Origin of the sequence: Burkholderia anthina (genome assembly GCF_902498995.1) — a bacterium.
GTDB lineage: Bacteria > Pseudomonadota > Gammaproteobacteria > Burkholderiales > Burkholderiaceae > Burkholderia > Burkholderia anthina.
This window is the reverse complement of the sequence record NZ_CABVLY010000001.1, coordinates 1-14,250: the sequence shown is the minus strand read 5'-3', so window position 1 is coordinate 14,250 and position 14,250 is coordinate 1. Positions and strand designations below refer to the sequence as shown.

Annotated in this window: 15 protein-coding genes; 10 read left to right on the top strand and 5 right to left on the bottom strand. The window is 70.9% G+C overall.

Annotated elements, in window-relative coordinates; all coding sequences use genetic code 11:
• Positions 1–68: 68 nt before the first annotated feature.
• Together fabG and BME24068_RS00070 are read right to left on the bottom strand one after the other, a co-directional pair.
• The gene (fabG, locus tag BME24068_RS00075; RefSeq protein WP_174924813.1) at positions 69–785 is read right to left on the bottom strand and encodes a 3-oxoacyl-ACP reductase FabG; all 717 of its coding nucleotides are present in this window, start codon (positions 783–785) and stop codon (positions 69–71) included.
• 115 nt (positions 786–900) lie between these two features.
• Entirely contained in the window at positions 901–1,185 is a 285-nt protein-coding gene (locus tag BME24068_RS00070) for a phosphopantetheine-binding protein (protein WP_096508681.1), read from the bottom strand.
• Between the two features lie 564 nt (positions 1,186–1,749).
• On the opposite strand from BME24068_RS00070, the gene BME24068_RS00065 reads away from it, so the two are divergent.
• The 10 genes from BME24068_RS00065 (at position 1,750) to BME24068_RS00020 (ending at position 12,108) form a co-directional block, all read left to right on the top strand.
• On the top strand, positions 1,750–2,394 hold the full coding sequence (locus BME24068_RS00065; RefSeq protein ID WP_174924812.1) for a COG4648 family protein: 645 nt from the start codon (positions 1,750–1,752) through the stop codon (positions 2,392–2,394).
• 65 nt (positions 2,395–2,459) lie between these two features.
• Positions 2,460–4,199 carry an AMP-binding protein gene (locus BME24068_RS00060; RefSeq protein WP_174924811.1) on the top strand — a complete coding sequence of 580 codons (1,740 nt, stop codon included), beginning with the start codon at positions 2,460–2,462 and terminating at the stop codon, positions 4,197–4,199.
• Positions 4,196–5,170 (top strand): lysophospholipid acyltransferase family protein, encoded by a 975-nt coding sequence (locus BME24068_RS00055; protein ID WP_096508677.1) that lies wholly within the window; start codon positions 4,196–4,198, stop codon positions 5,168–5,170. The genes BME24068_RS00060 and BME24068_RS00055 overlap by 4 nt, the downstream gene beginning before the upstream one ends.
• Entirely contained in the window at positions 5,167–5,793 is a 627-nt protein-coding gene (locus tag BME24068_RS00050) for an outer membrane lipoprotein carrier protein LolA (RefSeq protein WP_174924810.1), read from the top strand. The genes BME24068_RS00055 and BME24068_RS00050 overlap by 4 nt, the downstream gene beginning before the upstream one ends.
• An 8-nt stretch (positions 5,794–5,801) precedes the next feature.
• Positions 5,802–8,282 (top strand): MMPL family transporter, encoded by a 2,481-nt coding sequence (locus BME24068_RS00045; protein WP_174925069.1) that lies wholly within the window; start codon positions 5,802–5,804, stop codon positions 8,280–8,282.
• Positions 8,279–9,157, top strand: coding sequence for a polysaccharide deacetylase family protein (locus BME24068_RS00040; RefSeq protein ID WP_174924809.1), 879 nt, complete (start codon positions 8,279–8,281; stop codon positions 9,155–9,157). The genes BME24068_RS00045 and BME24068_RS00040 overlap by 4 nt, the downstream gene beginning before the upstream one ends.
• A gap of 63 nt (positions 9,158–9,220) precedes the next feature.
• Positions 9,221–10,447: a beta-ketoacyl-[acyl-carrier-protein] synthase family protein gene (locus BME24068_RS00035; protein WP_174924808.1), complete on the top strand. Its 1,227-nt coding sequence runs from the start codon at positions 9,221–9,223 to the stop codon at positions 10,445–10,447.
• Positions 10,444–11,262 carry a beta-ketoacyl synthase chain length factor gene (locus tag BME24068_RS00030; protein WP_174924807.1) on the top strand — a complete coding sequence of 273 codons (819 nt, stop codon included), beginning with the start codon at positions 10,444–10,446 and terminating at the stop codon, positions 11,260–11,262. The genes BME24068_RS00035 and BME24068_RS00030 overlap by 4 nt, the downstream gene beginning before the upstream one ends.
• Complete coding sequence (locus tag BME24068_RS00025; protein WP_174924806.1) at positions 11,259–11,792, top strand: hotdog family protein; 534 nt, start codon at positions 11,259–11,261, stop codon at positions 11,790–11,792. The genes BME24068_RS00030 and BME24068_RS00025 overlap by 4 nt, the downstream gene beginning before the upstream one ends.
• Positions 11,793–11,814: 22 nt before the next feature.
• Positions 11,815–12,108, top strand: a complete 294-nt coding sequence (locus BME24068_RS00020) for a hypothetical protein (RefSeq protein WP_096508671.1) — start codon at positions 11,815–11,817, stop codon at positions 12,106–12,108.
• 82 nt (positions 12,109–12,190) lie between these two features.
• Here the strand turns inward: BME24068_RS00020 and BME24068_RS00015 are convergent, their stop codons facing one another.
• The 3 genes from BME24068_RS00015 to BME24068_RS00005 form a co-directional block, all read right to left on the bottom strand.
• The gene (locus BME24068_RS00015) at positions 12,191–12,391 is read right to left on the bottom strand and encodes a hypothetical protein (protein WP_096508670.1); all 201 of its coding nucleotides are present in this window, start codon (positions 12,389–12,391) and stop codon (positions 12,191–12,193) included.
• Between the two features lie 111 nt (positions 12,392–12,502).
• Positions 12,503–13,246: an acetoacetyl-CoA reductase gene (gene phbB / locus BME24068_RS00010; RefSeq protein ID WP_174924805.1), complete on the bottom strand. Its 744-nt coding sequence runs from the start codon at positions 13,244–13,246 to the stop codon at positions 12,503–12,505.
• 182 nt (positions 13,247–13,428) lie between these two features.
• Positions 13,429–14,250, bottom strand: an 822-nt coding sequence (locus BME24068_RS00005) for an acetyl-CoA C-acetyltransferase (protein WP_174924804.1), incomplete at its 5' end; no start/stop codon positions are given.

Sequence of the window (14,250 nt, the reverse complement as noted above, 5' to 3'; positions counted from 1 at the left end):
CACCACGGTTGCTACACGCCGCGTTGCGCGCGTTGCGCCGCGTCAATCCGACGCTGCGTGCGTCGTCGTCATGCGAGCCCGCCGTTGACGGACAACACCTGCCCGGTCACATAGGCGGCCGCATCGGATACCAGATACGCGACCATCGCCGCGACTTCGTCGGGCCGGCCCGCGCGTTGCGCCGGCACGAGCTGCTTGATCCGGTCGGCGGGAAACGCGTGCTCGGCCATCGGCGATTCGATGATGCCGGGTGCGACCGCGTTCACGGTGATGCCGCGCGACGCAAGCTCCAGCGACAGCGACTTCGTCGCGCCGATCAGCCCCGCCTTCGCGGCGGCGTAATTCGCCTGCCCGCGGTTGCCGGTCACGCCGGCGACCGACGCGATATTGACGATCCGGCCGCGCCGCGTGCGGATCATCGGCAGCAACAGCGGCTGCGTGACGTTGAAAAAACCGTTGAGCGTCACGTCGATCACGCTGCGCCACTGCTCGCGCGACATCCCGGCCAGCGGCGCGTCGTCGTGAATGCCCGCGTTGTTGACGAGGATCTGCACCGGCGCATCGTCGATGAACGGCGCGAGCGCGGCGAGCGTCGCATCGGCGTCGGTCACGTCGAACGCGATTGCGTGCGCGGCGCCGCCGGCCGCGACGATCCGCTGCGCGACCGCCTCCGCGTGCTCGGGATTGCGGTTCGCATGCACCCACACTTCATGGCCGGCCTGCGCGAGCGCCGTGCAGATCGCCTGCCCGAGTGCGCCGCTGCCGCCCGTTACGAGCGCCCGCATCGAATTGCTCCGTTCATCGCGTTCCACCTCGATCGACGCGGCGGCGTGCCGCCCAGCGACCATCGCCGCATGCCGTCATCCTCCGCGTATCGCGTCGCGACCGCGCGCGCCGCCGTCACTTCGTGCGATGGGCGGCGACGTACCCGGCAAGCGCGCCGAGCGTCGCGAAGATCTGCTTGTTGTCCGGATTGTCCGAGCGCAGCTCGAAGCCGTATTTCTTCGAGATCAGCAGCGCGATTTCCAGGATGTCGATGGAGTCGAGCCCGAAGCCCTCGCCGTACAGCGGGGTCCCGGCCGTCACCGTATCAAGCGGGACGTCTTCGAGATTCAGTTCGCCGATGATCAGCGTGGCGAGCTCTTGTTCCAGTGCGTTCATCATGCTTGCGGGCAGGCGGCCCATGGCAGCGGAAGGCGCCCGGAAACGGCAACTGTCGTGCACGCCCGGCGCGTGCAAATCTCCGTCCCTCCGGTGTCTGCCGGCTTCCCCGCCTGCGTAATCTGGGGATCGTTTGTAAAAGTTACGCGGATTCTAGACGATGGGTATCGACGCGTATACCGCGAATGGTTACAGACTGAAGGGCCCCGCCGAGGCCCCTGTCGGGACCGGATCGCACGAGACGCTTGAGCCGCTTCGGATGTAAACGAATCGTCATCGGGAAACGTTCAGCGCGCTGCCATACATTCGGTTACAAAACCCGGCCGCGCCTGCTCCGAACCGCGGTGCCGGGGCCCTAAAATGTGCGTGCACGACAGCCGGACGATGCACCTGCCCCGGCTGCCTTTCATATGATGTTTAACGGCCCGACGCTTGCGTCCGGGCCTCGATCCGTCCGATGTTTCCAGCCGCCATGCCGCGCCCGTTCGACCGTTCCGCTCAGCCTCGCTCGCCGCTTTGCCTGCCGCGTGGCCGCCATGCCGCGACCGCCGGCAACGCGCGCCTGCCCGGCACGCATGGAGCGCGGCCATGAGCACGCTGCTGAACGTCGCGCGCGGCGTCGGCGCGGTCGGTGCGGTGGCGGCCTGGCAGATCGGCGCGCACCATGCGGCCGCGACGCCCGGCGCGCACGGCTTCGGCCTCGCGATGGCGCTCGTGCCGCCGCTGCTGATCGCGCTCGGTGCCGCGTGGCGCTCGCCGCGACGCGCATGGCTGGTGCCGGCGTGGCTGCTGGTCGCCGCCGTGCTGTGGGCCGCACGCATGCCGCTCGCGCGGCATTTCGAATGGGGTTTGTATCTGGAGCACGCAAGCTTCAACCTCGCGATGGCGCTGCTGTTCGGCCGCACGCTCGCGGCCGGCCAGATGCCGCTCTGCACGCGCTTCGCGACGATGATCCACGGCACGATCACGCCGCCCGTCGCGCGCTATACGCGGCGCATCACGCTCGCGTGGACGCTGTTCTTCGTCGCGATCGCCGCGGTGTCGACGCTGATGTTCGCGGCCGCGCCGATCGTCGCGTGGTCGACCTTCGCCAACTACCTGTCGCTGCCGCTCGTCGCCGTGATGTTCGCCGCCGAGCATGCGTGCCGGCGCTTCGCGCTGCCCGACGACGCGCGGCCGCGGATGATCGACGCGGTGCGTGCGTACCGCGCGTCGACGCAGCCGTCACGATGAATTCACGACCGGCGTGGCGCCGCTTCGCGGCCGCGCCGGTCACCGCCTTCCGTTTCCGTTGATTTATGCCGACTCACCCGCTGGTATTCCATTCCTCGCCGGACCAGACGATCGCCTGGCGCGACGGCTCGCCCGTCACCGTGCGTGCGTTCGTCGCCGACGTCATGCGCGTGGCCGCCGCGCTGCCCGCCGGCGGCCACGTGTTCAACGTGTGCCGCGACCGCTACCGCTTCGCCGTCAGCCTGTGCGCGGCGCTCGTCGCCGGCAGGATCAGCCTGCTGCCGTCGACGCACACGCCGGAAACGGTTCGCCAGCTCGCGTCGTTCGCGCCGGATGCGTTCTGCCTGCACGACGCGCCGGACTGCACGATCGACCTGCCGCGCTTCGCGTATCCGGACGCCGCCCCCGCCGCGCTTGCCGGCGACGCGCACTTCGTGGTGCCGCGGATCGACGCGGCGCGGATCATGGCGTACGTGTTCACGTCCGGCTCGACCGGCGCGCCGGTGCCGCACCGCAAGACCTGGGGCTTCCTCGTCGGCTGCGTGCGCGCCGCGGCCGACCGCCTCGGCCTGCTCGACGGCGACGCGGCCACGCTGATCGGCACCGTGCCCGCGCAGCACATGTACGGCTTCGAATCGACGGTGCTGCTCGCGCTGATCGGCGGCCTCGCGTTCAGCAACCGCCAGCCGTTCTACCCGGTCGACATTCGCGAGGCGTTGCAGGCCATCCCGCAGCCGCGCGTGCTCGTCACGTCGCCGACCCACCTGCGCGCACTGCTGTCGGCCGGCCATGCGCTGCCGCCGGCCGCGCTCGTGCTGTCGGCCACCGCGCCGCTGTCGGAAAAACTCGCGTGCGAAGCCGAAGCCGCGCTCCACGCGCCGCTCGTCGAAATCTACGGCAGCACCGAGACCGGCCAGATCGCCACGCGCCGCACGTCGCAGGGCGCGGCCTGGTCGTTGTTCCCGGAGATCCGGCTCGACGCGCGCGACACGCATGACACAACGGATCACGGCCATGCGAGCGACGACGGCGGGCCGACCGTGTGGGTGTCGGGCGGGCACGTCGAGACGCCCGTGCCGATGGGCGACGCGCTCGAACTGCTCGACGACGGCCGGTTCCTGCTGCACGGCCGCAAGGCCGACCTCGTCAACATCGCCGGCAAGCGCACGTCGCTCGCGTACCTGAATCATCAGTTGAACGCGATTGCCGGTGTGGTCGACGGCGTGTTCTTCATGCCGGACGACACCGCGCCGGCCAACGGCGAGGCCGACCGCGAATCCGTCACGCGTCTGGTTGCGCTCGTGGTCGCGCCGACGCTTGCCGCAGCCGAACTGCAGCGCGCGCTGCGCGAACGGATCGATTCCGCATTCATGCCGCGCCCGCTCGTGTTCGTCGAGGCATTGCCGCGCAACGAAACCGGCAAGCTGCCGCGCGACGTGCTCGCCGCGCTCGTCGCCCGGCACGCGCGCACCGCCACGGCCGACGCGCGGCCGCTCGCGTTCACGATTCCCGCCGATCATCCGGCGCTGCCCGGTCATTTCCCCGGTCATCCGATCGTGCCGGGCGTCGTGCTGCTCGATCACGCGATCGCAGCACTCGGCGCGTCGCTGAACCGCCCGCTGCACACGTGGCGGCTCGCTTCCGCGAAATTCCTGAGCCCGGTCGCGCCCGGCGAACCGGTCGACCTCGCGTTCGAGGCGGCGGCCGGCGGCGCGATCCGCTTCACGCTGCGGGTCGGCCCGCGCGACGTCGCGACCGGCATGCTGTCCGCCCCGCCGGGCCCGCAGGACGGCGCGCGGCCATGAAACGCACCGCGTGGGCCGAGCGCCAGGAGCGCAGCAACGCCGCGCTGCTGCGCGCGATGACGTGGATCTCGCTGTACTTCGGTCGACGGCCGTCGCGCGTCGTGCTGCACGTCATCGCCGCGTATTTCGTGCTGTTCTCGCCGGCCGCCTGCGCGGCGTCGCGCGACTATCTGCGCCGCGCGCTCGGCCGTCCCGCGCGCTGGCGCGACGTGTACCGCCACGTGTTCACGTTCGCGGCGACGATCCACGATCGCATCTACCTGATGAACGGCCGCTTCGACCTGTTCGACATCCGGCTGCACGGCGCAACGCTCGTCGACGACGCGCTCGCCGGCGGGCGCGGCGCGTTCATGCTGGGCGCACACCTCGGCAGCTTCGAAGTCGTGCGCGCAATCGGCCGCACGCGTCCGGACCTGCGCGTCGTCGTCACGATGTATGAAGAAAACGCGCGCAAGATCAACGCGACGCTCGCCGCCGTGAACCCGGCCGCGAAGCCCGAAGTGATTCCGCTCGGACAGGTCGACTCGATGCTGAAAGTGCGCGAGCGGCTCGACGCGAACTGCATGGTCGGCATGCTGGCCGACCGCACGCTGCTCGACGATGCGGCCGCGTCGCTGCGGCGGCTGCCGCTGCTCGGCGCGCCTGCCGCGTTTCCGCTCGGGCCGCTGTACATGGCCGCGATGCTGCGGCGTCCGGTGCTCTTCATGACGGGCCTTTACCGCGACGGCAACCGCTACGATGTGCACTTCGAGACGCTCGCCGACTTCTCCGACGTGCGCCGCGATGCGCGCGCGGCGGCCGTCGACGCGGCGCTCGCGCGCTACGTCGCGCTGCTCGACCGGTACTGCCGCGCGGCGCCGTACAACTGGTTCAACTATTTCGATTTCTGGCGGAGCGACGAGATCGCCGCGCGCCGCGACGATGCGCGCGCGCATACCGATCTGACCGCCACGAGGGATTCCGACGCATGACCGCCGTTCACCGCTCCTGGCTTCCGCTCGCGCTGCGCCGCGCGGTGCGCACGTTCGCCGTCACGGCCGCCGTCGCGCTGGCGACGCCCGCGCATGCCGCCGACACCGGCTCGGCGTGGACGCTCGACCGGCTGATGTCGACGCTCGCGCAGCACAAGTCCGGCCGCGCGACGTTCACCGAGACGAAGACCCTGTCGATCGCCGCGCAACCGATCGAATCGTCGGGCGAACTCGTGTTCGTCGCGCCCGACCATCTCGAGAAGCACACGCTGAGCCCGAAGCCCGAACATCTCGTCGTCGACGGCGACATGCTCACCGTCGAGCGCAACAACCACAAGTACACGCTCGCGCTGTCTCGCTACCCGGAACTCGGCGCGTTCATCGACAGCATCCGCGCGACGCTCTCCGGCAACCGCTTCGCGCTCGAGCAGGTCTACAAGGTCGCGCTCGCCGGACGCGGCGACGACTGGACGCTGACGCTCACGCCGCTCGATTCGCGGATGCTGAAGGTGGTCAGCACGATCACGCTCGAAGGCACGCGCGACGCGCTGCGCAGCGTCGCGATCCGGCAGGCCGACGGCGACCATTCGCTGATGCGCCTGCAACCCGTCGCCGCGAACTGATGGACGAGATGAACGAACGCGCCCGGCCGCCCGCCCCCGTCGCTCGCCGCGTGCCCGTGTGGCAGCGGCGCGCCGTGCTCGTGTGGCTGTTCGCGCTCGTCGCATGCGGGATTGCGATCGCCCGCGCGAACTTCACGGCCGACCTGTCCGCGTTCCTGCCGCGCGCGCCGAGCGCCGGGCAGCGCGTGCTCGTCGACCAGTTGCGCGACGGCATCGTGTCGCGGCTGATCCTCGTCGCGATCGACGGCGGCGACGCGACCACGCGTGCCGCGCTGTCGCGCCGCGTGGCGGGCACGCTGCGCGCGGACCGGCAATTCTCGGCGGTCAACAACGGCGAGGCCGTGAACGACGCGCGCGACCGGCAGTTCGTGTTCGACCATCGCTACCTGCTGAGCCCGACGGTCACGCCGCAGCGCTTCAGCGCCGACGGGCTGCATCAGGCACTCGGCAACAGCCTCGATTTGCTGAGCTCGTCGGCAGGCCTCGTCGCGAAGGCGATGCTGCCGCGCGATCCGACCGGCGAAGTCAGTGCGCTCGTCGACCAGCTCGACAGCGGCGCGCAGCCGGCCCTGCGCGACGGCGTGTGGGCGTCGCGCGACGGCGCGCGCGCCGTGCTCGTCGCACAGACGGCCGCCGCCGGCTCCGACACCGATGCGCAGGCACGCGCGCTCGACGCCGTGCGCCGCGCGTTCTCCGCCGCGACGCAGGCGCTGCCGAACCCGGGCGCGTACACGCTCGCGATGACGGGGCCCGGCGTGTTCTCGGTCGAGACGCGCGACACGATCCGGCACGACGTCGAGCGGCTGTCGACGGCGAGCGTCGTGCTGATCGTCGCGCTGCTGCTGACGCTGTATCGCTCGCCGCGCACGCTCGCGCTCGGGCTGCTGCCGGTGCTCACGGGCGTCGCGACCGGCATCGCCGCGGTCAGCGTCGCGTTCGGCACGGTCCACGGGCTGACGCTCGGCTTCGGCACGACGCTGATCGGCGAAGCCGTCGACTATTCGATCTACCTGTTCGTGCAATCGGCACCGGGTGCGGCGCGCGGCGCCGAACGGCCCGCCGACGCGACGCGCGCCTGGATCGCCGCATACTGGCCGACGATCCGGCTCGGCGTGCTGACGTCCGTGTGCGGCTTCGCGTCGATGCTGTTCTCGGGCTTCCCCGGCCTCGTGCAGCTCGGGCTGTATTCGATCGCCGGGCTGACGTCCGCCGCGCTCGTCACGCGCTTCGTGCTGCCGCACCTGCGCGGCGAGCACGTTGCGATTCGCGACGTGTCGCGCGCGGGCGCCGTGCTCGCACGCGCGGCCGATGCGGCGCCGCGGCTGCGCTGGCCGCTCGCCGTGCTCGTGCTCGCCGCGTGCGCGACGCTCGTGCTGCATCGAGGCGGCCTGTGGAGCCGCGAGCTCGCCGCGCTGAGCCCCGTTCCCGCCCGCGCGCAGGCGCTCGACGCGCGCCTGCGTGCCGACGTCGGCGCACCGGACGTGCGCTACCTCGTCGTGATTTCCGCGCCGACCGAACAGGCTGCGCTCGAACGCGCGGAACGCGTCGCCGCGCAATTGCAGCCGCTCGTCGATCGCGGTGCGCTCGCGGGTTTCGAAAGTCCCGCGCGCTACCTGCCGAGCGACGCTGCGCAGCGCGCGCGCCAGGCGAGCCTGCCGGCGCCCGACGTGCTTGCCGCAAGGATGCGTGACGCGGTCGAGAACCAGCCGATCGCGGTCAAGCCCGGGCTGTTCGCCCCGTTCATCGCCGATGTCGACGCCGCGCGTCACGCGCCGCTGCTCACGCGCGCGGATCTGCGCGGCACGTCGATGGCGCTCGCCGTCGACGCGTTGCTGACCGAGCGCGCCGGCCGCTGGAGCGCGATGCTGCCGCTGCGCGCACCGGACGTCGCGCGCACCGCCACGCAGCCGTCGCCCGGTCTGGATGCCGCGCCGATCCGCGCGGCCGTCGCGCGCGCCGGCGTGCCCGATGCGCTGTTCATCGACATGAAGGCCGAGGCCGATCGCCTGTACGTGGATTACGTGCACGAGGACATCCGGCTGTCGCTCGCGGGCTTCGCGGCGATCGCCGTGCTGCTGCTGATCGCGCTGCGCTCGCCGCGACGCGTCGCGCGCGCGCTCGCACCGCTCGTCGCGGCCGTGCTCGTCGTGGCCGCCGGCTTCGCGCTCGCCGGCGTGCAACTGACGATCCTGCACCTCGTCGGGATGCTGCTGATCGTCGCGGTCGGCTCGAACTACGCGCTGTTCTTCTGCAAGCGCGACGATGCGCAGCCGATCACGCCGTACACGCTCGTGTCGCTGCTGATCGCGAACCTCGCAACCGTCGCCGGCTTCGGACTGCTCGCGCTGTCGAGCGTGCCGCTGCTCGAAACCTTCGGGCTGACCGTCGGCCCCGGCGCGATGCTGGCGCTCGCGTTCGCGGCGATTCTCGCGCCGCACACGCCGCGCACCGATAGCCCGCGACCGCGTCCGACAGGAGGGCATGCATGAACGCGCGCGCATCCGTTTCGTCCGTTGACGATGCACGCCGCTGGAAGCCGACGCCGCTGATTACGGGCACGGCCGCGCTGCACGTCGGCGCGCTCGCGGCCGTGGTCGCACAGCCGGCCACGTGGACGTGGGCCGCCGGCGGCGTGGTCGCGTCGCATCTCGCATTGACCGCCGCGGGCCTGTGGCCGCGCAGCACGCTGCTCGGCCCGAACTGGACGCGCCTGCCCGCCGGCGCCGGCCGCCGGATCGCACTGACAATCGACGACGGCCCGGACCCGGACGTCACGCCGCGCGTGCTCGACCTGCTCGACCGCTACGATGCGCGCGCAACCTTCTTCTGCATCGGCGATCTCGCGCGCCGCCATCCGCAGTGGATCGAAGCGATCGTCGCGCGCGGCCATGCGATCGAGAATCACAGCCAGCGGCACCGGCATACGTTCTCGCTGTCGGGGCCCGCCGCACTGCGGCGCGAGATCGCGGCCGCGCAGCAGACGCTGACCGACATCGCCGGCACGCGCCCGCGGTTCTTCCGCGCGCCGGCCGGCCTGCGCAATCCGTTTCTCGAACCGGTGCTGTGCGAGCTCGGCCTGCAGCTCGCGAGCTGGACGCGGCGCGGCTTCGACACGCGGGCACACGACGCGGGCACCGTCGCGCGCCGCCTGCTGAAAGACCTCGCACCGCGTGACATCCTGCTCGTGCACGACGGCCATGCGGCCCGCGATACGCGTGGCGAGCCGGTCGTGCTCGACGTGCTGCCGGCGGTGCTGCGCGCGGCCGCCGACGCGCAGTTGCACTGGATCACGCTGCGCGCCGCGCTCGGGCCCGAGCCGCCCCGCCAGACGGGCATTGCGACACCCCCGCTTGATAAAATCTGACCACGCCCGGCGCGCCCGCCAGCCTCGCCGCGGCGCCCGTTCCGGCCACCGGATGCGACCTTCGTGAAACCTCTCCTGCTCTCGCACTTCACCGCCACCAGCTGCATCGGCCGCGGCCTCGACGCGACGCTCGACGCACTGCGCAACGCGCGCGGCGGCCTCGTGCCGTGCCACTTCGAACGCGCCGATCTCGACACGTGGATCGGCGCCGTGGACGGCGTCGATGCGCAGCCCGTGCGCGCGGATCTCGCCGACTTCGACTGCCGCAACAACCGCCTCGCGCAACTCGGCCTCGTCCAGGACGGCTTCGACGCGCACGTCGCGGCGGCCGTATCGCGCTACGGCGCGGCGCGCGTCGGCGTGTTCATCGGCACGAGCACGTCCGGCATCCTCGAAACCGAGCGCGCGTACGCGCACCGCGATCCGGCAAGCGGCGCGCTGCCGGCCGGGTTCCGCTATGCGCACACGCACAACCCGTATTCGGTCGCCGCGTTCGTGCGCGCGTATTTCGCGCTGCGCGGGCCCGCGACGGCGATCTCGTCCGCGTGCTCGTCGGGCGCCAAGGTGTTCGGCTCCGCACGCCGGATGATCGACGCGGGGCTGATCGACGCGGCCGTCGTCGGCGGCGTCGATTCGTTGTGCCTCACGACGCTGTACGGCTTCAATTCGCTCGAACTGCTGTCGCGCCGGCCGTGCCGGCCGTTCGACGTCGCGCGCGACGGCATCTCGATCGGCGAGGCCGCCGCGTTCGCGCTGCTCGAACGCGTGCCCGATTCGCCCGCCGCGCTCGACGACGACGACGCGATCCTGCTGCTCGGCATCGGCGAATCGAGCGACGCGCATCACATGTCGTCGCCACACCCTGAAGGACTCGGCGCGCGCATCGCGATCGAACAGGCGCTCGCATCGGCCGGCCTCGACGCGAGCGGGATCGACTACGTGAACCTGCATGGCACCGCGACGCCCAGCAACGACGCCGCCGAAAGCCACGCCGTCGGCGCGCTGCTCGCGCGCACGCCGTGCAGCTCGACCAAGGGCGCGACCGGCCATACGCTCGGCGCCGCCGGCGCGCTCGAAGCCGTCGTCGCCGCGCTCGCGTTGCGCGAGCAGTTCGTGCCGGCCGGCGTCAACACGACGCAACCCGACCCGGCGCTGGCCGCCGATTACGTGCTCGCCAGCCGCGACGCGCGCATTCGCGCCGTCCTGTCCAATTCGTTCGGCTTCGGCGGCACGAACTGCAGCCTGATCCTCGGCCGCGCCGAGCCTGCCAGCCGCCGGGAGCCGACATGATGCTGACCGCCTTCATCGAAAGCGTCGGCCTGATCGGGCCGGGACTGAACGACTGGCCGCACGCGGCCGACGTGCTCGCGGGCCGCGCAGCCTATGCGAACGCGCGCACCGTGCTGCCGCCGCCGGCCGGCCTGCCGCCGGCGGAACGCCGCCGCACCGGCCCCGTCGTGCGCGTCGCGCTCGCGGTCGGTCACGAAGCGGCGGCCGCGAGCGGGCGCGACGCCGCCGCGCTCGCGACCGTGTTCAGCGCATCCGGCGGCGACGGCCAGAATTGCCACGCGATCTGCGAAACGCTCGCCGGCGACGATCGCCAGCTGTCGCCCACGCGGTTCCACAACTCCGTGCACAACGCGCCGGCCGGCTACTGGAGCATCGCGGCGCGTGCGATGGCGACGTCGAACGTGCTGTGCGCGCACGACGGCAGCTTTTGCGCGGGCCTGCTCGAAAGCCTGTGCCAGGTCGCGGTCGACCGCGTTCCGAGCCTGCTGATCGCGTACGACACCGACTATCCGGAGCCGCTGCACGCGGTGCGGCCGATCGTCGACGCATTCGGCGTCGCGCTCGTGCTCGCACCCGACTCGACCGGGCGCGCGCTCGCGCGCATCGACGTGCAACTGACCGACGCACCGGCAACCACGCTCGCGAACGCCGGGTTCGAAGCGCTGCGCACCGGCAATCCGGCCGCACGCGCGCTGCCGCTGCTCGACGCGCTCGCCGCGCGGCGCCCGGCGCGGGTCGTGCTCGACTATCTGCCCGATACGCGCGTGCAGGTCGATGTCGCGATGCCGGATGGCGCAGCGGAGCACGCGCAATGACCACGCCCGCATCGTCACGAATACCCGCGCTCGATCAAGCGTGGATCGCCGCGCATATCCCGCACGACGGCGCGATGTGCCTGCTCGATCGCGTCGATGCATGGGATGCCGCACGCATCCGCTGCAGCGCGACGAGCCATCGCGATCCGCACAATCCGCTGCGTTCGCAAGGCCGGCTCGCGTCGGTCTGCGGAATCGAATATGCCGCGCAGGCGATGGCCGTGCACGGCGCGCTGCTCGGCACGCAGCAGGCGGAGCGACCGGAACAAGCGGAACAAACGCGCCCGCGCGTCGGCTATCTCGCCAGCGTGCGCAACGTCGACGCGTTCGTCGACCGGCTCGACACGTTCGCGTTGCCGCTGACCATCGAGGCCGAGCGCATCGGCGGCGATAACCGCTCCGTGCTGTACGGCTTCGCGCTGCGCTGCGGCGAGCGCGTGCTGCTCAGCGGCCGTGCCGCCGTGATGCTCGATGCATCGGCGGCCGGCGCATTTCGTCCGTCGCCGGCCGGCGACGCCGATCCCCGATGAATTTGCCCAAGGAAATCAGGTCGTGAAAGCACGTCAGTTCATTCGCACCGCGCTCGTTCTCGCGCTGATCAGCCCGATCGCGCACGCAGACATGTCCGAAGTGAAGCAGGACATCAAACGGGATTCGAAGGAAGCCGCCCACAAGACCGGCGAGGCCGCACGCGGCTTCGGTCATGCGACCGCGAGCGCCGCGAAGACGGTCGGTCACGGCATCGCGCATGCGTCGCGCGAAGGCTGGGATGCCACCAAGCGCACGACGAAGCGGATCTTCCACAAGAGCGATTCGGGCGAAGGCGCGCAGAAGAAGAGCGATTGAACGCGGGCGGCGCGCGCATCGCCGATCGGATGCGCGAGCGGCGAGATGCGGCAGACGCGCGAATCGCGCCGCCGCGCCGCCTTTATCGCGCGCCGCCGCGGGTGCGGCGCGCCGGCCCGCGCGCGAGGCGCTTGCCGTACGCGACGAGCCAGCAATCGCGATGATCGAAGTTGCGCAGCAGCCGCGCGCGGCGCCGCTCCAGCCAGTGAAGCGCGATCGCCATCGTCAGCGCGACGGCCAGTGCCGAGCCGCCGATCGCGAGTCCCATCCAGGTGTCGCCCATGCGTCCTCCGGAATGCGAGGCCGGTGCCGCGCGCGTGCGCGCCGCCCCGGCGCTGGATACAGCGGGAGCGCGGCCCGGACACGCGCGCGAACGCCGCCGGGCCGCCGCGCGTCAGTGCATGTGCTGGCCGCCGTTGATCGCGATGTTGGAGCCCGTCACGAAGCCCGCTTCCTCGGAGCAGAGATACGCGACCAGCGCCGCGACTTCCTCCGGCTGACCGAGCCGTCCCGCCGGAATCTGCGGAAGGATCTTCGTATCGAGGATGTCCTGCGGGATCGCCGTCACCATCTTCGTCGCGAGGTAGCCCGGCGACACCGTGTTCACCGTCACGCCCTTGCGCGCGATCTCGAGCGCGAGCGATTTCGTGAAGCCGTGCATGCCCGCCTTCGCGGCCGCGTAGTTGGTCTGACCGACCGAGCCCTTCGAGCCGTTGACCGACGAGATGTTGACGATGCGCCCCCAACCGCGCTCGACCATGCTGTCGCAGACCGGCTTGGTCATGTTGAACACGGAATCGAGGTTGGTGCGGATCACCGCATCCCAGTTGACCTTGTCGAGCTTGCGCAGCGTCATGTCGCGCGTGATGCCCGCGTTGTTCACCAGGATGTCGACCGCGCCGACGTCCTCGGCGATCTTCTCGATGCACTGCCGGCACGAGTCGTGATCGGCCACGTCGACCGGATATGCGTGGAATGCGCGGCCGGCCGCGTGCATCTCGGTCAGCCAGCGATCGGCGCCGGCATTGTTCGGCGAATACGTGACGACGACCTGGTGACCCGCATCGTGCAGCCGGATGCTGACCGCTTCACCAAGACCGCCCATTCCACCTGTCACAACCGCAATTCGCTTAGTCATCCTATAAGTTACCGACAAAAAAAGTAGTCAATGATGCGGAGCGACGGCATGGCACATGCTGCCGCCCCACCGCTGCGATGCGCGGCCACCCTTTACGGGCGGGCGCGCACCGGAACATCACGCTTGTTGTTGGTTGCCTGCTCCGCGCGATATCGTCGTCAGACCTCTGCGCGACGCCCTGCTCAGCCACGTTCGACCGCGAGTGCGACGCCCATCCCGCCGCCGATGCACAGCGACGCCAGCCCGCGCTTCGCGTCGCGCTTGACCATCTCGTGCAGCAGCGTCACCAGGATCCGGCAGCCCGATGCGCCGATCGGGTGGCCGATCGCGATCGCGCCGCCGTTCACGTTCACCTTCGACGTGTCCCAGCCCATCTGCTTGTGCACCGCCAGCGCCTGCGCCGCGAATGCCTCGTTGATTTCCATCAGGTCCAGGTCGCCCGGCGTCCACCCCGCACGCTCCAGGCAACGGCGCGAGGCCGGCACCGGACCCATCCCCATCACGCTCGGATCCACCCCCGCGTTCGCGTACGCCTTGATCCGCGCAAGCGGCGTCAGCCCCAGGGCCGCCGCCTTCTGCGCCGACATCACCAGCACCGCCGCCGCGCCGTCGTTCAGACCCGACGCGTTCGCCGCCGTCACCGAGCCGTCCTTCGAGAACGCCGGCTTCAGGCCCGACAGCGATTCCGCCGTCACGCCGTGACGCACGAATTCGTCCGTCGCGAACTGCAGCGGCTCGCCCTTGCGCTGCGGTATCGACACCGGCACGATCTCGTCGTTGAAACGACCGGCCTTCTGCGCGGCTTCCGCCTTGTTCTGCGACAGCGCCGCGAATGCGTCCTGCTCTTCGCGCGTGATCCCGTATTCCTTCGCGACGTTCTCCGCCGTGATGCCCATGTGGTACTGGTTGTACACGTCCCACAGGCCGTCGACGATCATCGTGTCGACCAGCTTCGCGTCACCCATCCGGAACCCGTCGCGCGAGCCCGGCAGCACGTGCGGCGA